The 24,242-nt window shown below is 62.3% G+C and carries 20 protein-coding genes; 14 read left to right on the top strand and 6 right to left on the bottom strand.

The window, feature by feature from the left end:
• Positions 1 to 39: 39 nt before the first annotated feature.
• Positions 40 to 1,914, bottom strand: coding sequence for a two-component system response regulator (locus AC30D9_RS20180; RefSeq protein ID WP_490144713.1), 1,875 nt, complete (start codon positions 1,912 to 1,914; stop codon positions 40 to 42).
• On the bottom strand, positions 1,911 to 4,202 hold the full coding sequence (locus tag AC30D9_RS20175; protein ID WP_490144712.1) for a GGDEF/EAL domain-containing response regulator: 2,292 nt from the start codon (positions 4,200 to 4,202) through the stop codon (positions 1,911 to 1,913). Before AC30D9_RS20175 ends, AC30D9_RS20180 begins: the two co-directional genes overlap by 4 nt.
• Positions 4,203 to 4,430: 228 nt before the next feature.
• On the opposite strand from AC30D9_RS20175, the gene nosR reads away from it, so the two are divergent.
• The 4 genes from nosR (at position 4,431) to AC30D9_RS20155 (ending at position 7,586) form a co-directional block, all read left to right on the top strand.
• Positions 4,431 to 5,795: a response regulator c-di-GMP phosphodiesterase, NosR family gene (nosR, locus tag AC30D9_RS20170; RefSeq protein WP_134925615.1), complete on the top strand. Its 1,365-nt coding sequence runs from the start codon at positions 4,431 to 4,433 to the stop codon at positions 5,793 to 5,795.
• A gap of 217 nt (positions 5,796 to 6,012) precedes the next feature.
• Complete coding sequence (locus tag AC30D9_RS20165) at positions 6,013 to 6,429, top strand: NUDIX hydrolase (RefSeq protein ID WP_490144711.1); 417 nt, start codon at positions 6,013 to 6,015, stop codon at positions 6,427 to 6,429.
• A 24-nt stretch (positions 6,430 to 6,453) separates the two neighbouring features.
• On the top strand, positions 6,454 to 7,092 hold the full coding sequence (locus AC30D9_RS20160; RefSeq protein ID WP_109753755.1) for a LysE family translocator: 639 nt from the start codon (positions 6,454 to 6,456) through the stop codon (positions 7,090 to 7,092).
• Positions 7,089 to 7,586, top strand: coding sequence for a GNAT family N-acetyltransferase (locus AC30D9_RS20155; protein WP_307574283.1), 498 nt, complete (start codon positions 7,089 to 7,091; stop codon positions 7,584 to 7,586). Before AC30D9_RS20160 ends, AC30D9_RS20155 begins: the two co-directional genes overlap by 4 nt.
• Positions 7,587 to 7,756: 170 nt before the next feature.
• Here the strand turns inward: AC30D9_RS20155 and metR are convergent, their stop codons facing one another.
• Positions 7,757 to 8,674, bottom strand: coding sequence for a transcriptional regulator MetR (gene metR, locus AC30D9_RS20150; protein WP_060740854.1), 918 nt, complete (start codon positions 8,672 to 8,674; stop codon positions 7,757 to 7,759).
• A gap of 107 nt (positions 8,675 to 8,781) precedes the next feature.
• On the opposite strand from metR, the gene metE reads away from it, so the two are divergent.
• Both metE and AC30D9_RS20140 read left to right on the top strand, forming a co-directional pair.
• The gene (gene metE, locus AC30D9_RS20145) at positions 8,782 to 11,094 is read left to right on the top strand and encodes a 5-methyltetrahydropteroyltriglutamate--homocysteine S-methyltransferase (protein ID WP_490144710.1); all 2,313 of its coding nucleotides are present in this window, start codon (positions 8,782 to 8,784) and stop codon (positions 11,092 to 11,094) included.
• Positions 11,095 to 11,331: 237 nt separating this feature from the next.
• Entirely contained in the window at positions 11,332 to 12,351 is a 1,020-nt protein-coding gene (locus tag AC30D9_RS20140) for an alpha/beta fold hydrolase (protein ID WP_490144709.1), read from the top strand.
• A 200-nt stretch (positions 12,352 to 12,551) separates the two neighbouring features.
• Here AC30D9_RS20140 and AC30D9_RS20135 read toward each other — a convergent pair whose 3' ends face one another.
• Positions 12,552 to 13,433, bottom strand: a complete 882-nt coding sequence (locus tag AC30D9_RS20135; protein WP_490144708.1) for a LysR substrate-binding domain-containing protein — start codon at positions 13,431 to 13,433, stop codon at positions 12,552 to 12,554.
• 155 nt (positions 13,434 to 13,588) lie between these two features.
• On the opposite strand from AC30D9_RS20135, the gene AC30D9_RS20130 reads away from it, so the two are divergent.
• From AC30D9_RS20130 to AC30D9_RS20105, 6 genes are all read left to right on the top strand, one after another.
• Positions 13,589 to 15,226, top strand: coding sequence for a 5-guanidino-2-oxopentanoate decarboxylase (locus AC30D9_RS20130; RefSeq protein ID WP_490144816.1), 1,638 nt, complete (start codon positions 13,589 to 13,591; stop codon positions 15,224 to 15,226).
• The gene (locus AC30D9_RS20125) at positions 15,223 to 16,671 is read left to right on the top strand and encodes an aldehyde dehydrogenase family protein (protein ID WP_490144707.1); all 1,449 of its coding nucleotides are present in this window, start codon (positions 15,223 to 15,225) and stop codon (positions 16,669 to 16,671) included. Before AC30D9_RS20130 ends, AC30D9_RS20125 begins: the two co-directional genes overlap by 4 nt.
• Positions 16,672 to 16,887: 216 nt before the next feature.
• Positions 16,888 to 17,991 (top strand): ABC transporter substrate-binding protein, encoded by a 1,104-nt coding sequence (locus tag AC30D9_RS20120; protein ID WP_134925608.1) that lies wholly within the window; start codon positions 16,888 to 16,890, stop codon positions 17,989 to 17,991.
• A gap of 400 nt (positions 17,992 to 18,391) precedes the next feature.
• Positions 18,392 to 19,300: an ABC transporter permease gene (locus tag AC30D9_RS20115; protein ID WP_134925607.1), complete on the top strand. Its 909-nt coding sequence runs from the start codon at positions 18,392 to 18,394 to the stop codon at positions 19,298 to 19,300.
• Positions 19,297 to 20,145: an ABC transporter permease gene (locus AC30D9_RS20110; RefSeq protein WP_163856938.1), complete on the top strand. Its 849-nt coding sequence runs from the start codon at positions 19,297 to 19,299 to the stop codon at positions 20,143 to 20,145. Before AC30D9_RS20115 ends, AC30D9_RS20110 begins: the two co-directional genes overlap by 4 nt.
• Positions 20,146 to 20,160: 15 nt before the next feature.
• Positions 20,161 to 21,216, top strand: coding sequence for an ABC transporter ATP-binding protein (locus tag AC30D9_RS20105; RefSeq protein ID WP_307574271.1), 1,056 nt, complete (start codon positions 20,161 to 20,163; stop codon positions 21,214 to 21,216).
• Positions 21,217 to 21,370: 154 nt separating this feature from the next.
• Here the strand turns inward: AC30D9_RS20105 and AC30D9_RS20100 are convergent, their stop codons facing one another.
• Positions 21,371 to 22,300: an AraC family transcriptional regulator gene (locus AC30D9_RS20100; RefSeq protein ID WP_134925604.1), complete on the bottom strand. Its 930-nt coding sequence runs from the start codon at positions 22,298 to 22,300 to the stop codon at positions 21,371 to 21,373.
• 325 nt (positions 22,301 to 22,625) lie between these two features.
• Between AC30D9_RS20100 and AC30D9_RS20095 the strand changes: the two genes are divergently transcribed.
• Both AC30D9_RS20095 and AC30D9_RS20090 read left to right on the top strand, forming a co-directional pair.
• Positions 22,626 to 22,979 carry a putative quinol monooxygenase gene (locus tag AC30D9_RS20095; RefSeq protein ID WP_109753767.1) on the top strand — a complete coding sequence of 118 codons (354 nt, stop codon included), beginning with the start codon at positions 22,626 to 22,628 and terminating at the stop codon, positions 22,977 to 22,979.
• A gap of 43 nt (positions 22,980 to 23,022) precedes the next feature.
• Entirely contained in the window at positions 23,023 to 23,256 is a 234-nt protein-coding gene (locus AC30D9_RS20090; RefSeq protein WP_109753768.1) for a hypothetical protein, read from the top strand.
• A gap of 158 nt (positions 23,257 to 23,414) precedes the next feature.
• Here AC30D9_RS20090 and AC30D9_RS20085 read toward each other — a convergent pair whose 3' ends face one another.
• On the bottom strand, positions 23,415 to 24,035 hold the full coding sequence (locus tag AC30D9_RS20085) for a flavin reductase family protein (RefSeq protein ID WP_490144706.1): 621 nt from the start codon (positions 24,033 to 24,035) through the stop codon (positions 23,415 to 23,417).
• Between the last annotated feature and the right edge of the window lie 207 nt (positions 24,036 to 24,242).

Raw genomic sequence — 24,242 nt, 5'->3', positions numbered from 1 at the left:
ATGCTTTCCTTGAAACTTTGGTTGATGACACTCAGGTGTTCACGAAAACGGGTTCTGGCGTTTTTCCCACTCGGTCATCCAGTCGGCGAAGGCCTGCGGTTCCACGGCCTTGCTGAAGTAATAACCCTGGACCTCCTCGCATTGGTGTTCCTTGAGAAACTCCAATTGCTCGAGGGTCTCCACACCTTCGGCAATGATGTGCAGGTTCAGGCTCTTGCCCAGGCTGATGATGGTGCTCACCAACTTGGCGTCGTTGCTGTCGATGCTCAGGTCACCGACGAACGACTGGTCGATCTTCAACACATCCACCGGAAATTTCTGCAGGTAGCTCAGGCTCGAATAGCCGGTGCCGAAGTCGTCGATGGCCAGGCGTATCCCCAGTTGCTTGATGGCCTTGAGGATGGCGACCGTGGTATCCACGTTCTGCATCAGTACGCTTTCAGTGATCTCCAGTTCTAACTGTGTCGGGTCCAGACCGGTTTCCTTGAGGGTGCGGGCAATGCCGTCGACGAAGCCGCGCTGGCGAAAATCGATGGCCGAGATATTCACCGACAAATACAGCGGCCGCATTCCCTGGGCTTGCCAACGGCAGGCCTGTTGGCAGGCTTCCTGAAGCACCCATTGGCTCAGCGGAACGATCAGGCCACTGTCTTCGGCGACCGGAATGAAATCCGACGGATAGACCAGGCCATGATCCGGCCTGTTCCAGCGCACCAGTGCCTCGACCCCTACCACCTTGCCGCTCTTGAGGTCGAGCTTGGGTTGGTAATGCAATACGAATTCCTTGCGTTGCAGGCCCAGGCGCAGGCCGGATTCGATGGTCTGCTGCTGTCGCGCCCGGCGGTTCATGTCTTCGGTGAAGAAGCGGTAGTCGTTGGGCCCGGTTTCCTTGACGTTGCGCATTGCCGTCTCGGCTTTCTTGATCAGCGCCACGGCGTCGAAACCGTCGGTGGGGTACACACTGATGCCCAGGCTGGCGGTGACGCTCAGGTCATGGCCGTCAATGGGCTGGGGGGTACTGATGGCCCCCAACAGTTTTTCGGCCACGCTCTTGGTTTGTTGCGCGTCGACGATATCCCCCGCTATCACCACGAATTCATCGGAGCCGTAGCGGAACACCGAATCGGATTCACGCACCACGGTCGCCAGCCCCCGGGCCACTCGTTTGAGCATTTCGTCGCCCACCGGATGCCCCAGCGCGTTATTGACGCGCTTGAAGCGGTCCAGGCCGATGAACATCACCGCCAGTTGCCGGTCATGTCGGCGACACTGGGCCATTGCCTGGGTCAGGCGATCGCCGAGCAACATGCTGTTGGGCAGCTCGGTGAGCACGTCGTACTGCAACAAGTGAGACACCTTGAGCAGTTCCTGGACCCGCTCTTCGATCGTGCGCTCCAGGCTGCGCATTTTTCTCGCGGCATCCTGGGCCAGTTGCCATTTCCAGGTCATGGCGCTGGCCATCTGGCGGATTTCCAGGGTGTCGAAGGGTTTCTTGAGGATCAGCAGTTGGTCGTCGAACTCGATCCGCTCGGACATGGTTTCCCAGGAGTAATCCGAGAACGCCGTGCACAGGGCGATTTGCAAGCGCGGGTCGGCTTTCCACAGTTGCTCGATGGTTTGCAGGCCGTCCCAGCCCGGGGGCATGCGCATGTCGGCGAACACCAGCGCATAGGGCTGGCCTTCGGCCTGGGCGCGCTTGACCAGCTCCAGGGCTTCTTCGCCCTGATAGGCCGAGTCGATCTGGAATTGCAGCCGGTTGACCTGCGGGGTGCCGAACAGCAGGCTCTCGGTATCGTCCAGTGAGTCATCGTTGCCGGCGCTGGGGCTGAGGATCTTGCGAAAGTCCTGATGGATCGCCGGCGTGTCGTCCACCACCAGGATCCGCCGGTTGGCAGGGACCGACATGGGGTTCATGGATTGCTCTCCGATAGCTGGCTCGCAGGTCGAGTCCAGTGGTCCGTCGCCGGAACGATGGTGCCGGCCTTGAGCAGTTCGGCGGCCTGGCCGCTGTCGACCACGGTACTGAAGTAATGCCCCTGGGCCTGCATCGCTCCGCCACTGGACATCAGCGTAGTGCGCTGCTCCTGGGTCTCGACGCCCTCGGCGATGATCCCGATGCCCACGTCCCGGGCGAAGTTGATGATCGCCCGCAGCGTCGTGGCGTTCTCGGGGTCGGCGTTGGCGCTGTCGAGGAAACGCTGGGCGAGCTTGAGGTGGTTGACCCGGTAGGTCTTGAGGTAGTCGAACGAGGAGTACTCGGTGCCGAAGTCATCGATGGCGATCTGCACACCCAATTCGCAGAGGCGCGGCAAGACGTCGTTGTGGGTCCACTTGGTCTGGGCCAGGGTGGCTTCGGTGACGTCGAAACGCAGGTCCCAGGGCGCCAGTTCCCAACGCGCGGTGGTGCGCAGCACATCGTAGATCAGTTCCGGGCCGGTCTTGAGTTGGGTCAAGGACAGGTCGATGGCGATCACCGGAGGCGCCATGCCCTGGTCGCGCCACTGGCGCATCTGTTGGCAGGCCTGGTCCAGCACCCAATGCCCCAGGCCAATGATGATCCCGGTTTTCTCGGCGGCGGGCATGAAGGCCTTCGGTTCCAGCCAGCCACGTTCGGGGTGGTTCCAGCGCACTTGCACGCCCATGCCGAGGATCTTGCCGGTGCCGAGGTCGACTTCCGGCAGATAGTGCAAGTGCAGCTCGTTATTTTCGACCGCTTGGCGCAGGTCGTTGGCGAGGGCGACCCGGTCGGTGACCTCCTGATTGATTTCCTCGTTATGGAAATGGTACTGGTTGCGGCCCTTTTCCTTGGAACGGTACAGGGCCATGTCGGACTGCGCCATCAGGCTGTCGGCACTCAGGCTCTGCGGGGTGTACAGGGCGATGCCAATGCTCACCGAGATCCGCACGTCGTTGCCGTCCAGGGAATACGGCGCCACGAGGGCATCGCGGATCTTGGCTGCCAGTGCGGCGCAGTGGGTCGCTTCATGGACGTCCAGTTGCAGCAGGGCGAATTCATCGCCACCGAGGCGCGCCACCACGTCGTTTTCCCGGGTACAGGCCTTGATCCGGGCGGCGACCTCCTGCAACAGCAGGTCACCGATCGGGTGGCCCAAGGTGTCGTTGATCCGTTTGAAGTGGTCCAGGTCCAGGTAGAACATGGCAAACGGCGCCGCTCCCCGACGAGCGGCGGCGAAGGCCTGGTGCAGGCGCTCGATCACGGTGGCGCGGTTGGCCAGCCCGGTCAGGCCGTCGGTGCGGGCCAGCAGGGCGATCTTCTCTTCGGCCAGCTTGCGCTCGGTGATGTCGAGGATGATGCCTTCCACTTCCAGCAACAGGCCCTGATCGTTGCGCACCGGGATGTAGCGGTTCTCCACCCAGCGGAACGTGTCGTCGCCGGTGCGCATGCGAAACTCGATGGAAGCCCCCGCGGTGTCGCGGTCCAGGACGCGGACCATGGCCTCATGGACTTTGTCCTGGTCGTCGGGGTGGATCAGGGTTTGTGCCCAATCCGGCGCGTTGGTCAGTTGCGCCGCGGAATGGCCGAACTTGGTGATGTTGTGGGAGATGTACATCAATGGGAACGGCGGCTCGCCCCGCAGGCGATAGAGGATGGTCGGGCTGTTCTGCACGATGATGTTGGCGTCGGCCAGTTCCCGGGTGCGCTCCTCGACCGCGCGCTCGAGCATGTCCATTTTCAGCGCCGCGTCCTCGGTCATCTGCCATTTGACGGTCAAGGTGCTGGCCATCTGGCGGATCTCGATGGCGTCGAAGGGTTTTTTCAGGATGAGCAGGCGGTCGCCCAGGTCCAGGCGATCGGCGATGTCTTCCCAGGAATAATCCGAGTAAGCCGTGCACAGGGCCACTTGCAGCTTGGGGTCGGCACGCCACAGCCGTTCGATGGTTTCCAGGCCGTCCCAGCCCGGCGGCATGCGCATGTCGATGAACGCCATGGCGAAGGGCTGCCCCTGGGCCAGCGCCGTTTCGACCTTGTTCAAGGCTTCCATGCCCTGGAACGCCGATTCGAGCACGAAACTGGTGCTGGCGACGGCCACCGGCGCGCCGAACAGGGCTTCTTCGGCGCTGCTCAGGTTGTCTTCGGCGTTCATCTGGGGGCTGAGGATCTTGCGAAAATCCTCATGGATGGTTGGGGTGTCATCGACGATCAGGATCCGCCGATTGGTTTTATCCAACGGCAGGCTCATGGCCGTGCACCGTCTTGATGCTGACTATAGAACCCTGGAAACATCTGATATCCCTTTCGCAGGCATGAGTATTCGGCCTGTACATGGCCCTTCATGGGGTACAGCATAGCTGTCTGATCGGGATGCGCTCGGCCACTGATGGCAAATGTGTCTAAATTTTCGCAATCTACTAGCCTGTATTTTGGGGCTAAGGTAGAACGGTTGTCGTGAATTAGGAGGGGGTTTCAAATGGAAGATCTATCGCCGGACGTTCCGGTAAAGAAGCCGACGGTGCTGCTGGTCGATGACGAAGAGTCGATTCTCAATAGCCTGCGTCGGCTATTGCGCAGTCAGCCATACGAGATCCTGCTGGCCGACAGTGGCGCCAAGGCCCTGGAAATCCTCAAGGAACGGCCGGTCGATCTGGTGATGACCGACGCGCGTATGCCGAACATGGATGGCGCCACGCTGCTGGCCGAGATCCGCAAGCTGTACCCATCGACCTTGCGCATCCTGCTCACCGGTTATGCCGATGTGGACATGATGACCAAGGCCATCAACGAGGGGCAGCTCTATCGCTACCTCAGCAAGCCCTGGAACGATGAAGAACTGGTGCAGGCCCTGCGCCAGGCCCTGGCCCACCAGCATTCCGAAAGCGAGCGCCAGCGCCTCGAAGCGCTGAACCGCGAGCAGAACCAGCAACTCAAGACCCTCAACGCCACCCTGGAAAAACGCGTGGCGTCGCGTACCTCCGAGCTGCAACAGACCGCCGACATGCTCGACCTGGCCTATGACGAACTCAAGCGCAGTTATGTGACCAGCACCGAGGTGTTTTCGCTGATCGCCAACCTGCGCCTGCCCAAGGCCAAGCAGACCAACCGGCAGATCATCGAGTTGATCAGGGTCTACAGCCGGCTGCATTTCCTCGATGAGTCCACCGACCGCGACCTGACCATGGCCGCGGCGCTCTACAACATCGGCAAGCTGAGCTGGACCGACAACATGATGGTCACGCCCGCCGACTTGCTGCACCACACTGAGCTCGAGCTGTACCGCGCCTATCCGAAGCAGAGCGAATCGCTGCTGATGACCCTGGACCCGATGAAGGACGCGGCGCGGATCATCCGCCACCACCAGGAGCGCTGGGACGGCAGCGGTTTCCCCGAGCACCTCAAGGGCGAAGCCATTCCGTTCGGTTCGCGGCTGTTGAAACTGGCGGTGGACTTCATCGAACTGCAACGCGGCTTGATCCTCGAGCGGCAGATGAACAGCGACGAAGCGCTGGTCTACATCCGCAAGTACGCCGGCAAGTTGTACGACCCGAATATGATCGAGGACTTCATCAAGGCCTGTGGCGAATACCTGGAAGACGTGACCCTGTCGGACCCTACGGTGAAGGTCATGAATACCCGGGAACTGACGGCTGGCATGATCCTGGCGCGCAACCTCAACGCCGACAACGGCATGCTGTTGCTCAACGCCGGCAAGGTTCTGAATGGCCCGCTGGTGGATAAGCTCATCGCCTTCGAAGCGATGGAGGGGGCCCGGTACAGCGTGTTCGTCAAAATCCCTGAGGAGGTCGACCCTTCGGCGCCGAAGCCGATTTTGGGGTGACAGACTTCTAGCGGTCACTGCGATTCCTTGTGGGAGCGAGCCTGCTCGCGATGGCGGCGTATCAGTTAAAAAAGAAATCGACTGACACTCCGTCATCGCGAGCAGGCTCGCTCCCACAGGGAGGCTGTGCGTGTGCTGAAATGGGTGCCAGGCTTTTCTCCCTCCGTCCTGGTCTGTAATCTCCCCGGCATTTCCCCGCCCAAGGCCTTGATCACCCATGACCACTTCCCTCATCTGTATCGCCGCTGCCCTGTTGCTCGGGCCGGACGGGCGAACCCTGCTGGTGCGCAAGCGCGGCACGCGGGCTTTCATGCAGCCGGGCGGCAAGATCGAGGCCCATGAGCAGCCGCTGCAGGCGCTGGCCCGTGAATTGGAAGAGGAGCTTGGCTTACAGATCGACCCGGCACAGGCCCGGCACCTGGGCGTGTTCAGCGCGCCGGCGGCCAACGAACCGGGGTTCGTCGTGCAGGCCGAGGTGTTTTTGCTGCGCATCGACGCGCCGGTTTTGCCGGCTGCCGAGATTGAAGAGGTTTGCTGGATCGACCCGGCCGGTGACAACGATCTTGTGCTGGCACCGTTGACAGGCGAGGTGATCCTGCCGTTTTATCGAGCGACCCATCTCGCTACCTGCTGATTCACGCCTCAAGGACTGATGCTCATGATTCCATTGCCGGACCTGCTGATATTCGCCGCCGCCGCGTTGTTGATGGTACTGACGCCCGGCCCGAACATGATTTACCTGATCTCCCGTTCGATCTGCCAGGGCCGCAAGGCCGGCGTTACCTCCCTGCTGGGGGTGGTGGCGGGGTTCTTCGTGCACATGTTCGCCGCTGCCGCCGGGTTGACGGCGGTGTTCCTGGCGGTGCCCGTGGCCTATGAGTTGTTGAAATGGGCCGGTGCGCTGTACCTGTTGTGGCTGGCCTGGCAGGCCGTGAAGCCGGGCGCGCGTTCGCCCTTCGAGGCCCAGCAGTTGCCGGCGGACTCGACGCGCAAGTTGATCACCATGGGGTTTCTCACCAGCGCGCTGAATCCCAAGATCGCGGTGTTCTATCTGTCGGTGTTCCCGCAGTTCATCAGCCCGGAACACGGTTCGCTGTTCACCCAGAGCATCGTCCTGGGCCTGACCCAGATCAGCGTCAGTTTCAGCGTCAACCTGTTGATTGCCCTGTTCGCTGCCGGCATTGCCTCGTGGTTCGTCCACAACCCGACCTGGCTGGCGGCGCAGCGTTACTTCATGGGGTTTGTGCTCGGTGCGCTGGCGTTGCGCCTGATGTTTGAGCAACGGCGTTCGGCGTGAGCATCCGACGGTTGCGGGCCGGCGATGCCCAGGCGTATCGCCAACTGATGCTCCAGGCGTACGCCCTGCATCCGCAGGCCTTCACTTCCAGCGTCAACGAGCGGGCGAAGCTGCCCATCAACTGGTGGGAGTCGCGCCTGGGCAGCCGGTTCGATGTGCTGCTGGGGGCGTTTGTCGAGCAAGCGTTGGTCGGCATCGTCGGCCTGGCCCTGGAGCCCCGGGAAAAAGCCCGGCACAAGGCGTTGCTGTTCGGCATGTACGTCGCCGATGAGCATCGCCATCGCGGGCTCGGCTACCAACTGGTGCAGGCCGCCCTCGACGAAGCCCGGCGCTATCCCTTCCTGCGCCTGGTGCAACTGACCGTCACCGCCGGCAACGACCCGGCGGTCAAGCTCTACCAACGCTGCGGCTTCGTCCTGTACGGCCTCGAGCCGATGGCGATCCGCGTGGACGACGAATACCTCGACAAAATCCATATGTGGCTCGAGCTCTAATCCCTGTGACCATGACCGCTGCGCTTTTGTGGCGAGGGGATTTATCCCCGTTGGGCTGCGAAGCGGCCCTAAAGCAGTGAACTCAATCTTCCTGACACACCGAGTTGCCTGGCTTGGGGGCTGCTTCGCAGCCCAGCGGGGATAAATCCCCTCGCCACAAAGGCCGCCAGTCAGCGCACGGCACTGACCCCATCCAATGTCGAAAACGAGGTGTCCTTGGCCGTCAGCAGAAAATCGCGCATGTACGGCGCGTCGAGCATGTCGGTACGCACCGCCGCATACAGCGTGGCGAACAAGCCTTTCTCCCCCAGCCGCTTGGCTTTCACGTAACCCCGCGAGCTGTATTCATGCAGGGCCCAGTGCGGCATGCCGCACACGCCACGGCCGCTGGCCACCAATTGCATCATCATCACCGTCAATTCAGAGGTGCGGACCTGGGCCGGTTCGATATCGGCTGGTTCCAGGAAGCGGGTGAAGATGTCCAGGCGGTCGCGCTCCACCGGGTAGGTGATCAGGGTTTCGCTGATCAGGTCCTCGGGCACGATGTAGGGCTTGCCCGCCAGTCGATGCTGGTTGGCGACGGCGAGCATCGCTTCGTAGGTGAACAACGGCACGTACGTGATACCGGCCAGCTCCAGCGGGTCGGAGGTCACCACCAGGTCGAGGTCGCCCCGGGCCAAGGCCGGCAATGGGGCGAAGGCGAAGCCCGAGGCCAGGTCCAGTTCGACTTCCGGCCAGGCATCGCGGAACTGGTCGATGGTCGGCATCAACCACTGGAAGCAGCTATGGCACTCGATGGCCATGTGCAGGCGCCCGGCGGTGCCGCCAGCCAAGCGGGCGATGTCCCGTTCAGCACTGCGCAGCAACGGCAGGGCGGCATCGGCCAGTTGCAACAGGCGCAGGCCGGCGCTGGTGAAGCGCACGGGTTTGGTCTTGCGCACGAACAACTGCATGCCCAGGCGCTCTTCCAGTTCCTTGAACTGGTGGGAGAGGGCGGACTGGGTCAGGTGCAGGCGTTCAGCGGCTTCGACCAGGCTGTCGGCTTCGCGCAGGGCGTGCAGGGTCTTGAGGTGACGGAGTTCAAGCACCGTGGTCTCCATGAGTAAAACTTGTGATCAACACGAAAAGGTTGAGTTTGTCTCATGTGGGCCGTGCTGTCGACAATAGCGCCATCTTTTATAGGAGGACGCACACCATGGCCCTGGCCCACACCCTCGGTTTTCCCCGCATCGGCGCCGACCGCGAATTGAAAAAAGCCCTCGAAGCCTACTGGAAGGGCGACCTGGCCCCGGCCGCGCTGCAAGCGGTGGGACGCGAACTGCGGGCCCGGCACTGGCAATTGCAGAAAGACGCCGGCATCGACCTGCTGCCCGTCGGTGACTTTGCCTGGTACGACCAGGTGCTGGGCCATACCTTGACCTTGGGCGCCGTCCCACAACGTTTCCACGGCACCTTGAATGCCCAGGGCCGACCGACCCTCGACACCCTGTTCGCCATGGCCCGTGGCGCCACGGCCAGTTGCTGCAATGCCGACCACGGCCAGGCGCAATACGCCCAGGAGCTGACCAAGTGGTTCGACACCAACTACCACTACCTGGTCCCGGAGTTCTCCGCCGACCAGACCTTCGCCCTGAGCTGGGAGCAGTTGTTCGATGAAGTGGACGAGGCCCATGCCTTGGGCCATCAGGTCAAACCGGTAATCATCGGCCCGTTGACCTACTTGTGGCTGGGCAAGGCCAAGGGTGCGGATTTCGACAAGCTCGGCCTGCTCGAGCGCCTGCTGCCGGTCTACGGGGAAATCCTCAATCGCCTCAAGGCCCAGGGCGTGGAGTGGGTGCAGATCGACGAACCGATCCTCACCCTCGACCTGCCCCAGGCCTGGAAAAGTGCGTTCGAGCGGGCTTATCACATCCTCCAGTATTCGCCGCTGAAAAAACTCGTGGCGACTTATTTCAGTGGCCTGCAAGACAACCTCGGCCTGGCGGTGAGCCTGCCGGTGGACGGTTTGCACATCGACGCGGTGCGCGCCCCGGAACAATTGGGCCAGGTGCTGGACCGCCTGCCGACCTACAAGATCCTCTCGGTGGGCCTGGTCAATGGCCGCAACGTTTGGCGTTGCGAGCTGGAACAGGCGCTGGCACAACTGCAACCGGCCCAGGAGCGCTTTGGCGACAACCTCTGGGTCAGCACTTCGTGCTCGCTGTTGCACAGCCCGGTGGACCTGGAACGCGAAGACCGGCTCGATCCGGAACTCAAGAGCTGGCTGGCCTTTGCCGTGCAGAAGTGCGGTGAAGTGGCGGTGTTGCGTGATGCGCTCAACGATCCGCAGGCGCCCGCCGTGCAACAGGCCTTGGCCGACAGCCGCGAGGTGCAGGCCAGGCGCGCCAGCTCGACGCGCATTCATAAAGCCGAGGTCCAGGCCCGTCTGGCGGCCATTGGGCCACAGGACAGCCAGCGAGGTTCGCCGTTTGCCAAGCGCATCGAAGCGCAGCGTGCCCGGCTGAAACTGCCCACTTTTCCCACCACCACCATAGGCTCCTTCCCGCAGACCCCGGCGATCCGCCTGGCACGCCAGGCTTATAAGCAAGGCAAGCTGTCGGCCAACGATTATCAGGACGCCATGCACACCGAGATCCGCCATGCCGTGCAGATCCAGGAACGCCTGGGCCTGGACGTGCTGGTGCACGGTGAAGCCGAGCGCAACGACATGGTGGAATACTTCGCCGAGCAACTGGACGGCTACGCCTTCACCCGTTTCGGTTGGGTGCAGAGCTACGGCTCGCGTTGCGTAAAGCCGGCGATCATCTACGGCGACATCAGTCGACCGAAAGCCATGACTGTCGACTGGATCCGCTACGCGCAAAGCCTGACCGACAAGGTCATGAAAGGCATGCTCACCGGTCCCGTGACCATGCTGATGTGGTCGTTCCCCCGCGAAGATGTGTCGCGCCAGGTCCAGGCCCGACAACTGGCCCTGGCCCTGCGCGACGAAGTGCTGGACCTGGAAAAGGCCGGGATCAAGATCGTGCAGATCGACGAGGCGGCGTTCCGTGAAGGCTTGCCGCTGCGTCGCGGGCAATGGCAGGCGTACCTGGACTGGGCCGTGGAGGCCTTCCGCTTGAGCGCGTCGGGCGTGGGCGACGAAACCCAGATCCATACCCACATGTGCTACAGCGAATTCAACGACGTGATCCAGGCCATTGCCGACATGGACGCCGATGTCATCACCATCGAGACCTCGCGCTCGGACATGGAGCTGCTCGACGCGTTCGAGGCGTTCGACTACCCCAACGATATTGGCCCGGGCGTCTACGACATCCACTCGCCACGGGTGCCGGACACCGCCGAGATGGTCGCGTTGATGAGCAAGGCAGTGAAACGGATCGCGCCTGAGCGGCTGTGGGTCAACCCTGACTGCGGGCTGAAAACCCGGGGTTGGCCGGAGACGGAGGCGGCGTTGGTGAACATGGTGGCGGCGGCGCGGCAGTTGCGTAGCCAGTTGGCCTGAAACCGGTACCTTGAGCCGGGACTTGTGGGAGCAAAGCTTGCTCGCGATGAAGCCAACGCGATTTCTCTGGAATCGAGGTGCCTGTATCGCGAGCAAGCTTTGCTCCCACAGATACATCCTTTGCGCAGGCAACCACTCGGCAATCTTCATCAAACTGTCACGCAACTGTGGCAGCGCGCTTGAACAAACTTCATCAGACTCGCGCTCTACTGGGGTTCTGCGTTTCGGTGTTTCTTCATGCGTGTATTCATTTTCCTGGCCGCGTTGTTATTCGGCCTGCCGTCGATGGCGGCGTCTCGTTGTGATGTCAATGTTGCGACCCAACGGGCCGATCTGGATCAGGTCAGCCTGGCGTACCAGAGCATTGGTCGTGCCTCGGATCCGGCGTTGCTATTGGTGATGGGCCTGGGCGGGCAGTTGATCCATTGGCCGGATGAAGTGGTGGTTGCCTTGTGCGAGCAAGGTTTCCGGGTAATCCGCTACGACAACCGCGACGTCGGCCTGTCCACCTGGCGCCAGGCGCCCGGCAGCGCCAACCTGACCTTCGAAGCCCTGCGCTACAAGCTCGGCTTGCCCGTAGCCGCGCCTTATACCTTGACCGACATGGCTGACGACGGGCTGGGGCTGATGGACGCCTTGCACGTGCAAAGCTTCCACGTGTTGGGTGTGAGCATGGGCGGGATGATCGCCCAGCACATGGCCGCCATGGCACCGCAGCGCGTCGAAAGCCTGACCCTGATCATGACCAGTTCCGGTGCCGAAGGCCTGCCCGCACCCAGCGCCGCACTGGTGCAGTTGCTATCGCGACGCAGTGCGCCGAATCGCGAAGCTGCATTGCAACAGCAGGCCGACCTGCTGGCCGCGTTGGGCAGTCCGATGGTGGTGGATGATCGCCAGGTATTGCTGCATCAGGCCGCCGTGGCCTATGACCGGGCCTTCAACCCCGAAGGCGTGAAGCGCCAGATCATGGCGATCATGGCCGAGCCGAGCCGGGTGGCACTGCTCAACCAACTGCGAGTGCCGACCCTGGTGGTCCATGGCACCGCCGACCCTTTGCTGCCAGTGATGCACGGCGTGCACTTGGCGGCGCACATCCAAGGCAGTCAATTGAAACTGATCCCGGGCCTGGCCCATCGCTTCCAGGATGCATTCAAGGCACCGTTGCTGGGGGCGGTTTTGCCGTACCTGCAGCAGCACCGCGAAGACACTTCGCACTGGGCGCAGATCGAGCCGGTGCAGGCGCCGAATCTCCTTTAGCGCGAGCCTGGAGCTTTCCTGTGGCGAGGGGATTTAGCGAAACGTCGCACCGCCCCGCTGGGTTGCGAAGCAACCCAAAAACCTGACGCCTCGCTGAGTCAGGCTGATCATGTTCGAATGTTTTGGGCCTGCTGCGCAGTCCAGCGGGGCGGTGCGACGTTTCGCTAAATCCCCTCGCCACGGGAGGCGCGGTGAAACAGTTACCGCGCTTGAGCCTGCTCCACCAACCACCCCATCAATTCCTGCAACGGCCCCGACGCCTCGGGTTTGCGCGGATGCACCAGGTGGTAGCCCAACCCGGTCTTGACCTTCAATTCGAACGGCATCACCAGCCTGCCGGCGCTCAGGTCGTCGCCGATCAACGACCAGTCGCCAATCGCCACGCCCGTGCCTTGGGAGGCCATGGACATCGCCAGGTCCAGGGTTTCGAAGTGCTGGCCCTTGCTGACATTGCTCAAGTGCACATCGGCCGCTTCCAGCCAGGCGTTCCAGTCGCGTTCGTCGCGGGTGGGATGCAACAGCAGGTGTTGTTGCAGGTCGGCGGGTTCACGCAGTGGCACGGCGCCTTCCAGGACCGGGCGGGAACAAACGGGCGTCAGTTGTTCGTCGAACAGGTGCAGGCACGCCAATGAGGCATCAGGTGGCGGACCATAGATCACCGCGGCGTCGAAGGCTTCACGCTGGAAATCCACACCGTGCCTGACCGTGGTGGTCAGCTCCACCGGTACGTCCGGCCGTTCCTTCTGCCACTGCAACAGGCGTGGCAGCAGCCAGCGCATCACACAGGTCGGGGCCTTGAGTTGCAGGGTCTGGCGCTTTTCGCCGATCTGCTCCACCGCTTCGCCGATCAGGCTGAACACCTGCTGCACCCGTGGCAGCCACGCCAGGCCCTCGACGGTCAGGCTCAGGCCGCGCGCCTGGCGCTGGAACAGCGCATAACCCAAATGATCTTCCAGCCCGGCGATCTGTCGGCTCACCGCGCCTTGGGTGATGTGCAGTTGTTCGGCGGCCCGGGTGAAGTTGCAGCACTGGGCCGTGATCAGAAACGTATGGAGCGCCGGCAGCGGGGGGAGTCGTTTCATTTCGGATCCAAGCCATGACGTGAGGACATGGCTAGTATGACTTTTTATCGATTGTTGCCGCTATGGTCGCACCGTTCCAATAACGCCATTCCCCCAGACAAAAAGGGACCCGCCGCGTGCTGTGCGGAGCCCTTTACAAGGAAATGGCAATGGCAATGGCGACGTGTGGCGAAGTATTGGTCAAGTTACTCGAAGGCTATGGCGTGGAGCAGGTGTTCGGCATCCCCGGCGTACACACCGTCGAGTTGTATCGCGGGCTGGCCCGTTCCAGCATCCGCCATGTGACCCCGCGTCACGAACAGGGCGCCGGCTTCATGGCCGACGGCTACGCCCGGGTCAGCGGCAAGCCCGGTGTGTGTTTCATCATTACCGGCCCCGGCATGACCAATATCACCACCGCCATGGGCCAGGCCTACGCCGATTCGATCCCGATGCTGGTGATCTCCAGCGTGCAGTCGCGCAGTCAGCTGGGTGGCGGGCGCGGCAAGTTGCATGAATTGCCCAACCAGAGCGCGCTGGTGAGCGGGGTGGCGGCGTTTTCCCACACGCTGATGTCCGCCGCTGAATTGCCTGGCGTGCTGGCCCGGGCTTTTGCCTTGTTCCAGGCCGGGCGGCCGCGTCCGGTACATATCGAAATTCCGTTGGATGTTTTGGTCGAAGACGCTGACGCTTTGCTCGCCAGCACACCGGTCAGCATCAGCCGTGCGGGCGCTGCACCGAGTGCCGTGGAGCAAATGACGGCTATGCTGGCGTCGGCCAAACGGCCCTTGATCCTGGCCGGCGGCGGCGCCCTCGATGCGGCGGCCGAACTGACCGAACTGGCCGAACGCCTCGGCGCGCCTGTGGCGTTGACCATCAACGCCAAGGGGATGCTACCGTCACGGCATCCTCTGCTGATCGGCTCCACCCAGAGCCTGGTCGCTACCCGCGCCCTGGTGGCCGAGGCGGATGTGGTGCTGGCGATCGGCACCGAGCTGGCCGAAACCGACTACGACATCACCTTTGCTGGCGGCTTCGAGATCCCCGGTGCGTTGCTGCGTATCGACATCGACCCGGACCAGACCGTGCGCAACTATCCACCGCGCTTGGCCCTGGTGGCCGACGCACGTACGGCTGTCTGGGCTCTGCTCGACGAGTTGAACGCGCAGCCCTTGGCCGAGCGCTGTGGCGATTGGGGCCCGGCGCGGGCTGCGCGGTTGCGCGCCGATCTGGAAAGAAACTGGGACGCTGCGACCCGCGCCCAGACGCTGTTTCTCGACAGCGTTTTGCAGGCGCTGCCCGATGCAGTATTCGTCGGCGACTCCACCCAACCGGTGTATACCGGCAACCTGACCTTCAACCTGGAACGGCCACGTCGCTGGTTCAACTCGTCGACCGGCTACGGCACCCTCGGCTACGCCTTGCCGGCGGCCATCGGCGCCTGGCTCGGTGGCAAAGACCTGGGCCACGGGCGCCCGGCGGTGGTGTGCCTGATTGGCGACGGCGGCTTGCAATTCACCTTGCCGGAGCTGGCCAGCGCCGTGGAAGCGCGCACGCCGGTGATCGTGCTGCTGTGGAATAACCAAGGCTACGAAGAGATCAAGAAATACATGGTCAACCGCGCCATCGAACCGGTAGGCGTGGACATCTACACCCCGGACTTCATCGGTGTCGCCAAGGCCTTGGGCTGCGCGGCTGAAACCATCGACGGCGTGGCGCAACTGCACGCCGCGTTACTCGCCGCTTGCGACCGGCAGGGGCCGACGCTGATCGAAATCGACCAGGCAACCTGGATGGCGCAGGTGTCGAAATGAATTTCCCTACCAGGCAAGACGGGCTGTACATCAACGGTGAGTGGTTGGCCGGCGATCAACCGTTGCGGGTGATCAACCCGGCGACCGAGGCGCTGCTGAGCACTGTTTATGGTGGCGATGAACACGCCGTCGATCAGGCCTTGGACGCCGCTACCCAGGCTTTCGGCCCATGGTCGAACACTTCTGGCAGAGAGCGCGGCGCGCTTCTGCGCCGTATCGCTGCCGGCGTGCGGGAGGCCCGTGAGCGGTTGATGCACCTGCAATCGAGCAACAACGGCAAACCGTTGTTCGAAGCGGCCATCGATGTCGACGATGTGATCGCCACCTTCGAGTATTACGCCGAGTTGGCCGAAGGCCTCGACGCCCGCCAGGACAGTCCACTGGCATTGCCCAGCGCTGATTTCAGCGCCCGCCTGCGCCGCGAACCCTGCGGTGTGGTTGGCTTGATCGTGCCGTGGAATTTCCCGATGGTCACCACCGCCTGGAAACTCGCCCCGGCCCTGGCTGCCGGCTGTTGCGTGGTGCTCAAGCCTTCGGAAGTCACGCCGCTGCCGGAGCTGGAACTGGCATCGATCATCGCCGGCTGCGGTTTGCCCTACGGGGTGTTCAACCTCGTCTGTGGCACCGGCCTGGCAGTCGGGGCGCCGCTAGCGGCGGACCCGCGCGTGGCGAAGATTTCCTTCACCGGCAGCAATGCGGTGGGTGTGCAGGTGATGCAACGGGCGGCGGAAACGGTCAAGGGCGTGAGCCTGGAATTGGGCGGCAAATCGTCCTTGCTGGTGCTGGCCGATGCCGACCTGGACCTGGCGGTGGAACTGGCCTGCGGTGGCGGTTTCTTCAATGCCGGGCAGATGTGTTCGGCCACCAGCCGCGTGCTGGTCGCCGATGAACTGGCCGATGAGTTCCTGCAACGGCTCAAGACCCGCGCCGAGGCGATCCGCGTGGCCGACCCGTTCGACGCGGACGTGGAGATGGGCGCGCTGGTCAACCAGGCGCAGTACCAGCGGGTGCTGGGACATATCGACCGTGGCTTGAGCGCCGGGGCGACGCTGGTGTGTGGTGGACAGCGCCCCGAGCATCTGCCACGCGGCTTTTTTTTACAGCCGACTATCTTCACCGACGTGCCCTTGGACAGTGCGTTGTGGTGCGAGGAGATCTTCGGGCCAGTGCTGTGCGTACGCCGTTTCAGCAGCCAGGCGCAGGCCATCGCCCTGGCCAACGACAGCCGTTTCGGCCTGGTAGCCAGCGTGGTCAGCCGTGATACGACGGCCGCCGAGCAGGTGGCCAACGCGTTACAGGCAGGGCTGGTGTGGATCAACGCACCTCAGGTGATTTTCCCCCAGGCGGCGTGGGGGGGTTACAAGCAGAGCAGTCTCGGCCGTGAATTGGGGCCTTGGGGATTGGCGGCATTCCAGGAAATCAAGCATGTGGTCCGGGCGGTCTGACGGCACGTTATCAGGTCACGCATGCCTCGAAAAAAGGCATGCGCCAGGAACATGGCTTCAATGAGTTTTTTTCGATAGTCAGGGATTTTGCACAACCTCAGGATGGCCGCAGGCGGCGGCGAAGCCCAAGCAATACGGGGTTTTGCTCGACGTCGAACGGTGCGGGCGCAACGGTTTTTACCCACCTCATACTTAAAAAAATAAAGGGAGTCCTCCATGGGCGAGCATGATCTGAACAGACGTCAATTCATCAAGACTGCAAGTGTGGTTTCGGTAGCGGCGGCCGCCATGAGCGTGCCCTTCATCAGCGCCCGGGCCAGTGACACGCGGTTCGTTGGCAAGACCCTGCGCTTGCTCACCTGGTCCGATGACACCGGGCTGGCGGCGTTGCGCAACATCGCGGCGACCTTCGAGGCCAAGACCGGCGCCAAGGTCATCGCCGACCGCACCGGCAGCACATCGGAAATGGTCGCCAAGCTCAAGGCCGGTGGCGACCGGCCGCAGTACGACATCATCACCCTGGCAGGCGTCGGCGCCGAGGGCCTGGCCGCTGCCGGGCTGCTGGAAAAACCCGACCTCAATCGCATTCCCAACCTGGCCGACGTACCGGCGCAATATCGCACGGGCGCTGGTGGCCATGGCATCGGTTACCTGCTGTGGTGCAACAGCCTGGTCTACAGCACCCGAACCTTGAAACAGGCGCCGGACAGCTACGCCGCACTGTGGGACGCGGACCTGGCGCCGAACATTTTCCTGCCGCCGCCGAACTGGACCGAGGCCATGGACCTGATCATCATCGCCGCCAAGCTGGCCGGTGGTGACGAGCACAACATCGAACCCGGCTTCAAGAAACTCGCCGAGCTCAAGGAGCGGGTGGTGACCCTGGGGGAAAACCCGAACCAGATCGCCGAGTTGTTCCGCACCGGTTCCCTGGACATGGGCGGCTTGTACGCGCCGGCGTTTTTTCCCAAGCAGATCCGCGACCCGGCCTACAGCCTGGGGGCGACGTTTGGCATGAAGGAAGGTTTCTACACCGACCTGATGCTCTCGGTCATGCCGAAAAACCGCCCGGGCGACACCGACCTGGCCTACGCCTTCATCGACCACTCCCTCGACCCGCTGGTGCAGGGCAAGATGGCCGAAGACATCTTCAACGGCCCGGTCAACGCCAAGGCCATCATCTCCGCCGAAGCGCGCAAGAGCCCGTATATCCTCACCCCGGAGCAAATCGCCGACAAGGCGATCATGCATGACAACGCCTTCCTGGCGACGGTGCATGACCAGTGGATTCGCCGGTACACGGAAATCTTCTCTTCCTGATTCGAACTCCACTGTGTGAGCGGGCTGCTTGCGATAGCGATGGTTCAGTTGATGGAGATGTTGCCTGTGCCGCCGCCATCGCGAGCAGGCTCGCTCCCACAGGAGGTTGAGGTGTACAGGAAATTTGTGATCACCAGAGATCCACTGTGGGAGCGAGCCTGCTCGCGATAGCGGTGGTTCAGTGATGGAGATGTTGCCTGTGCCGCCGCCATCGCGAGCAGGCTCGCTCCCACAGGAGGTTGAGGTGTATAGGAAATTTGTGATCACCAGAGATCCACTGTGGGAGCGAGCCTGCTCGCGATAGCGGTGGTTCAGCTGATGGAGATATTGACTGTGCTTGCTCCCACAGGGAATTGAGATGTGTGTTTGTTCTGTCGTTTTCCACTGACGAGACCTTGCCATGGAACACCAACCGTTAATCCATCCCCAGAGTGTTGCGCCGATGCATGCACCCCGGGGCATTTCGCCCACCAGTCGAGCCTGGCTTTTCCTGTCGCCGTCGATGTTGTTTCTCGGCGTGCTGATCGCCGCCAGCCTGTTGGTGCTGCGCATGAGCGTCGGCACCAAGGGCGCGGAGTGGAGTGGCTTCAGCCTCGCCAGTTATGGGCAGTTGCTGGAGCCCTATTACCTCAAGTCCTTGCTGCTGACTTTGCGCCTGGCATTGATTAGCGCAGTGATCGCCGTGCTGCTGGCGATCCCTGTGGCCTACACCATGTCGCGTCTCGCTTCGCCGTTGTTGCGACGGGTGTTCCTGGCGGCGGTGCTGTTGCCGTTGTTGGTCAACCTGCTGCTGCAAAGCTATGGCTGGCTGGTGATCCTCGGCCCGGCCGGCATGCTCAACCAGGCGCTCATGGGCCTGGGCCTGATCAAGCGACCGATCATGCTGCTGTACAACCAGAATGGCGTGCTGATGGGCCTGGTCCAGACCGCGTTCCCCCTGGCCGTGCTGCCCATCGCCAGTGCCATGCGCGGCGTGGCTCGCAGTTATGAAGAGGCCGCCGCCACCCTTGGCGCCAGTCGCTTCCAGGTGTTTCGCCAAGTGGTGCTGCCCATGAGCCTGCCGGGGATCATCACCGGCGCGACGCTGGTGTTCGCTTATAACGCCAGCAGCTTTGTCGTGCCGCTGCTGTTGGGCGGTCGACGGGTGCCGATGCTGGCCGTGATGGTTCACGACCAGATCGCCCCGTTGATGAACTGGCCCGCCGCGTCCGCCGCCGGGGTGGTGCTGATTGTCACCACGCTGATGATCATGACCCTGTCCGAATATTTCACCGGCCGTCGTCGGCGGATGCTGGAGGCTTCGCAATGAGCGCGTCGAGTAAAAAACGCCAGTCGCTGTTGCCCGGCGAAACCGGGCGTGCCGTCGGGCTGCTGTCGGGTTTCATCCTGTTGCTGGCGGTGCTGCCGATCCTGACCATGATCGTCATGTCCTTCAGCGGCGCCGCGAACCTGGACTTTCCGCCGAGCAGCTACAGCCTGCAATGGTATCGGGCCGCCTGGCACACCTTCGTTTCGCCGGATGCCAGCGACGTGTTGAGCCTGGGCCAGGCCATGGCGACCAGCCTGTTGGTGGCCTGCCTGACCATGGTGTTCGCTACGCTGATCGCGGTGCCGGCGGCCTACGCGCTGACCCGTTGCGAGTTCCGTGGCAAGGCCGTGGCGCTGCAACTGATGTCGCTGCCGCTGGTGTTTCCCATGGTGGTGCTGGGCTTGGCGCTGCTGCTGGTGTTCGACAGCTTGCCGTTCCAGATGACCACCTCGCGGTTGGTCATTGCCCACGTCATTTTGGCCTTGCCGTTCGTGGTGAAGAACTGCACCGCCGCCATGCTCGGCATCGGCAGTGAAGTGGAAGAGGCCGCGCGCATGCTGGGGGCGACACCGCAACGGGCCATCGTCGATGTGGTGGTGCCGTTGATGAAGTCGGGGATTCTCGCCGGGATGCTGTTGGCGTTCATCGTCTCGTTCAACGAATTCACCGTGACCTATTTCCTCTACACCATCGATGTCATGACCGTGCCGATCTGGATGTACAGCCGCACCGTGTCGTCGCTGGACCCCACCGTTTTTTCGTTTGCCGTGCTCATCGTGCTGATCGACTTCGTGTTGATCTGGGCGTTGGAGAAACTGGTAGGCGAGGGCGGCGTTTCCTTTTGATTTCGAGGTGAAGACATGACTGGACTGATACTGGAAAACGTCGAGAAACACTACGGCTCGGCCTGCGCGGTAACGGACGTGAACCTGCATTTGCCCGAGGGCAAGCTGGTGTGTTTCCTCGGACCTTCGGGCTGTGGCAAGACCACGCTGTTGCGCATGATCGCCGGCCTGGAAAGCCTCAGCGGCGGTGAAATCCGCCTGGATGGCCAAGACATCGGCCATACCCCGGCGCATCTGCGCAACTTCGGCATGGTGTTTCAATCGTTGGCGTTGTTTCCCCACATGACCGTCGGCGAGAACATTGCCTATCCACTGAAACTGCGCGGAGTGAACAAGGCCGAGCAACAGGCGCGGGTGGTGGAGTTGCTGGAACTGATCCAGCTCCAGGCGATGATCGACCGGCCCGTGGCGAAGCTTTCCGGCGGCCAGCGCCAGCGCGTGGCGATTGCCCGGGCCATTGCCGCCCGGCCGAAAATCCTGCTGCTGGACGAACCGTTGTCGGCCCTGGACGCCAAGTTGCGCGAGTCGATGCAAGTGGAAATCCGCCAACTGCAACAGCGCTTGAACATCACCACCATTTTGGTGACCCATGATCAGCGCGAAGCCATGACCATGGCCGATATTGTGGTGGTACTGGGGGAACATCGGGTGCAACAGGTCGGTACGCCGATCGAGATCTACCGGCACCCGGCCAATGAATTCGTCGCCGACTTCATCGGCTCGGGCAACATCTTTCCGGCGACCACGCTGGGTAACGGGCGGGTCGGGTTGCCGGGCGGCGATACGCTGGACGTGCCGGCCAGCCATAGCGTCAGCGCTGGCGAGAAGGTCAAGCTGCTGGTGCGTCCCGAAGACTTGCAACTGTCTTCGCCTCAGGCCACGGCGGGCAACCGGTTGCTGGGCAAGGTGACGTTCGTGCGGGACATCGGCGCCACCGTCGAGACCACGGTGGAGTGTTCCGGAATTTCGTTCACGGCGCTGAGCACGCCTTGCCAGGGCATGGACCTGGGCATTGGGCATGCGGTGTCGGTGACCATACCGGCGCAGGCGTGTCGGTTGCTGGGTGCCTGATCTCTAAAGATGTGGTGCTGCGGCTGGCCCCATCGCGAGCAGGCTCGCTCCCACAGCGGATCTTCAGTGAACACAAACTCTATGTTCACCGCAGTTCCAATGTGGGAGCGAGCCTGCTCGCGATGAGGCCGGTACAGACAACTCAAGAATCAGCTCAGACGGTCATCCGCAACCGCGCCAGATCCCGCAACGGCGGCGCGCCGAACAACCGGCTGTACTCGCGGCTGAACTGCGAAGGGCTTTCATACCCCACCCGATACCCCGCCGCCGAAGCTTCCAGCCCTTCGGCCAGCATCAGCCGCCGGGCTTCCTGCAAGCGCAGTTGCTTCTGATATTGCAGCGGGCTCATGGCAGTCATGGCCTTGAAGCGGTGATGCAAGGTCGAGACGCTGAGGTTCACTTCCCGGGCCAGGTCATCGATGCGCAACGGTTTCTCGAAATGGCCATTGAGCCATTTGATCGCCTGGCTGATGCGATGGCTCTGACTGTTGGCGATGGCGATTTCGTAGAGCCGATAGCCCTGTGGGCTGCGCAGCAAACGATAGAGAATTTCCCGACGTACCAGGGGCGCGAGCATGGCGATGTCTTTCGGGCTGTCCAGCAACCGCGCCAGGCGCAGCACGGCGTCGAGCGTCGGCGTGTCCAGGCGTTCGACATACAGCCCGCGCCCGGCGGGACGGGTCGGTACACCCAAGGGGCCGGCGTCGGCGATCAACGCGGTGATTTCCGCCGGGTCGATGTCCAGGCGCAAGGCCAGGATCGGTTCGTCGGGCGAGACGTTAGCGATGCAGCCACTCAACGGCATCGACACCGAGACCACCAGGTAATGGAGCGGATCGTAGTTGAACAATTCGTCGGCCAGGCGCACCTGCTTGCTGCCCTGGGCCATGATGCACAGCGCCGGCTGCGCGAGCACCGGGGCGAACTTCTGGGGCTTGCTGTGGCGCGACAGGTTCAGCGAGCCGATGGCCGTGGCGTAGCTGCCGTCCTCGCTGGTATTGCGGTCGATGATCGACGCCAGTTCGGCGCGCTGTTGTTCCAGGTAGGGGTCCAGCGGGACGTGGGCGTGGTCGAGTGGCGACATGCCGGGATCCTCAGGCATAGGGGCGATGGACAAAGCTTATGTTTGTGCAAGGCGTAGCGGTAGCAACATCCTGTTGAAAGCTTGCCTGATCCTGCACGATGCAAGGGGCCATGACGCTGCAATGCGGTAGAAACTTGCTTGAAACCTTTTGTTTCAACTTTCCGGGCCGTAAGCGAATCGATGGCGGATTTCGTGCTACCGATGCGCAGGATCGTGCAAGGGGTCGGCAGGAATCGACTAACGAAGCTGGCATCGCGGCGCTTAACCTTTGATCCTGTCGCAGCCTGTCCCCGGCTGCACAACGGATTACCTGGGAGGGTTGAACATGACTACACAGATCCCCGTCAGCCACATGGCTTTTGTCCGCGCCCGCGGCGGTTGCTCCAAGCAACTGGGCGCGCGCCTGAGTACGTTGATCGCGCCTTCGCGCCAGGCTCCCGGTTGCTTGCACTTCGCCTTGCAGCAATCGCAATGCGACGCTGATTTGTGGCTGGTGTCCGGGCTCTGGGTCAACCAACCGTCGATGGACGCCTACTTCAATTCACCGGCCATGGCGATTTTCGCCGAGCTGGTGCAGGACCTGGTGGTGAGCAGCCTGGATTTCCACACGTTCCGCGAAGTCTCCGCCGCCCAGGCGACTGAAGGGTGCTTGGCGCAGGTACACAAACTGGCCGGTTGAAGGTTTAATGAGCGTCATTTTCCACCGCCAGGATGCACAAGACATGGCACGTAAAGCCTTTGAAACCTTTGAAGCTGTTTCTGCAGTCGTTCCTCGGGAAGGTGGCGGCTATTTCGCCGCTATTGCCACCAAAGCCATCGGCGGCTCCGGTGCGCCGCGTTTCAACAAGGTGCTTGAGGAGCAGACCTTCAAGACAGCTACCGAGGCCGACGATGCGGCCGCCGTGCAGTTGACCCATCTCAAGGGGGTCGACGACGAGGGTGGGTTGGTCTGGTAATCAGTATTTTGGAGATGCTTTTGTGGCGAGGGGATTTATCCCCGCTGGGGCGCGAAGCGGCCCTAAAAAGTCCAATCAACTCAGTGTCAGATGGCTATTGGGGCTGCTTCGCAGCCCAGCGGGGATAAATCCCCTCGCCACAGGGGATCGCGCTGCTCCTACTTTGGGCGGTGCATCTTGAACAACGCCTCAGGCCCCAACTGGAAGTAATCCGCCGGCCCGCCACCGCGCAAGATCGGCTCGGCGGCGGCAGTGTCGTACACCCCATCCTTCAACAGCCATTTGGCGATATGCACGGCGACCACTTCGCCGAGGATCAGCCAGCTCGGCACCAGCCCCTTGTCCGCCCGCTGCAATTGAATGATTTGCGTGACCTTGCATTCGAAGGACACCGGGCTTTCGGCCACACGCGGCACCTGGATCAGCCGTGACGGGGCTGCTGTCAAACCCGCCAGTTCGAACTCGTTGACCTCTGGCGCGACCATCGCGCAGCTCTGGTTCATCTGCTCGGCCAGCGGGCGCGTGGCCAGGTTCCAGGCGAACTCGCCGGTCTGTTCGATGTTGTTCAGGCTGTCTTTGCGCCCGACGCTGGAAAAACCAATGATCGGCGGGATGTAGTTGAAGGCGTTGAAGAAGCTGTAGGGCGCCAGGTTCAGGTGACCCTCGGCATCCTGGGACGAAATCCAGCCGATGGGGCGCGGGCCAACGATGGCGTTGAACGGATCGTGGGGCAGGCCGTGACCGTTGGCAGGTTCGTAGAAATGGATGTCGTCGGGCATGGCGAGTGTTTCCTGGAAGGGCATTCGTAGGCGGCCAATAGTGCAAGGCCGGGCCTTTAATTTCCAGATTTGGTTGATGCAAAAAGATCGCAGCCTTCGGCAGTTCCTACAGATTGAATACGCTCCTGTGGGAACTGCCGAAAGCTGCGATCTTTTGACGTTCAAGCATTAACCAATCGCTTCGGCGGTACCGGTCTTGTCGAAACC

This window comes from Pseudomonas sp. DF11, assembly GCF_058148565.1.
The sequence above is the reverse complement of the archived record's forward strand: the minus strand, read 5'-3'. Positions and strand labels throughout refer to the sequence as shown.

What these genes read in the sequence shown, in the direction of transcription:
- AC30D9_RS20085 (WP_490144706.1), bottom strand. Translation starts at nt 24,035, where the DNA reads ATGCCCGACGACATCCATTTCTACGAACCTGCCAACGGTCACGGCCTG.
- AC30D9_RS20115 (WP_134925607.1), top strand. Translation starts at nt 18,392, where the DNA reads ATGGAACACCAACCGTTAATCCATCCCCAGAGTGTTGCGCCGATGCAT.
- AC30D9_RS20105 (WP_307574271.1), top strand. Translation starts at nt 20,161, where the DNA reads ATGACTGGACTGATACTGGAAAACGTCGAGAAACACTACGGCTCGGCC.
- AC30D9_RS20165 (WP_490144711.1), top strand. Translation starts at nt 6,013, where the DNA reads ATGACCACTTCCCTCATCTGTATCGCCGCTGCCCTGTTGCTCGGGCCG.
- AC30D9_RS20095 (WP_109753767.1), top strand. Translation starts at nt 22,626, where the DNA reads ATGACTACACAGATCCCCGTCAGCCACATGGCTTTTGTCCGCGCCCGC.
- nosR (WP_134925615.1), top strand. Translation starts at nt 4,431, where the DNA reads ATGGAAGATCTATCGCCGGACGTTCCGGTAAAGAAGCCGACGGTGCTG.
- AC30D9_RS20140 (WP_490144709.1), top strand. Translation starts at nt 11,332, where the DNA reads ATGCGTGTATTCATTTTCCTGGCCGCGTTGTTATTCGGCCTGCCGTCG.
- AC30D9_RS20125 (WP_490144707.1), top strand. Translation starts at nt 15,223, where the DNA reads ATGAATTTCCCTACCAGGCAAGACGGGCTGTACATCAACGGTGAGTGG.
- AC30D9_RS20130 (WP_490144816.1), top strand. Translation starts at nt 13,589, where the DNA reads ATGGCGACGTGTGGCGAAGTATTGGTCAAGTTACTCGAAGGCTATGGC.
- AC30D9_RS20090 (WP_109753768.1), top strand. Translation starts at nt 23,023, where the DNA reads ATGGCACGTAAAGCCTTTGAAACCTTTGAAGCTGTTTCTGCAGTCGTT.
- AC30D9_RS20175 (WP_490144712.1), bottom strand. Translation starts at nt 4,202, where the DNA reads ATGAGCCTGCCGTTGGATAAAACCAATCGGCGGATCCTGATCGTCGAT.
- metE (WP_490144710.1), top strand. Translation starts at nt 8,782, where the DNA reads ATGGCCCTGGCCCACACCCTCGGTTTTCCCCGCATCGGCGCCGACCGC.
- AC30D9_RS20100 (WP_134925604.1), bottom strand. Translation starts at nt 22,300, where the DNA reads ATGTCGCCACTCGACCACGCCCACGTCCCGCTGGACCCCTACCTGGAA.
- AC30D9_RS20180 (WP_490144713.1), bottom strand. Translation starts at nt 1,914, where the DNA reads ATGAACCCCATGTCGGTCCCTGCCAACCGGCGGATCCTGGTGGTGGAC.
- AC30D9_RS20120 (WP_134925608.1), top strand. Translation starts at nt 16,888, where the DNA reads ATGGGCGAGCATGATCTGAACAGACGTCAATTCATCAAGACTGCAAGT.
- AC30D9_RS20110 (WP_163856938.1), top strand. Translation starts at nt 19,297, where the DNA reads ATGAGCGCGTCGAGTAAAAAACGCCAGTCGCTGTTGCCCGGCGAAACC.
- AC30D9_RS20160 (WP_109753755.1), top strand. Translation starts at nt 6,454, where the DNA reads ATGATTCCATTGCCGGACCTGCTGATATTCGCCGCCGCCGCGTTGTTG.
- AC30D9_RS20135 (WP_490144708.1), bottom strand. Translation starts at nt 13,433, where the DNA reads ATGAAACGACTCCCCCCGCTGCCGGCGCTCCATACGTTTCTGATCACG.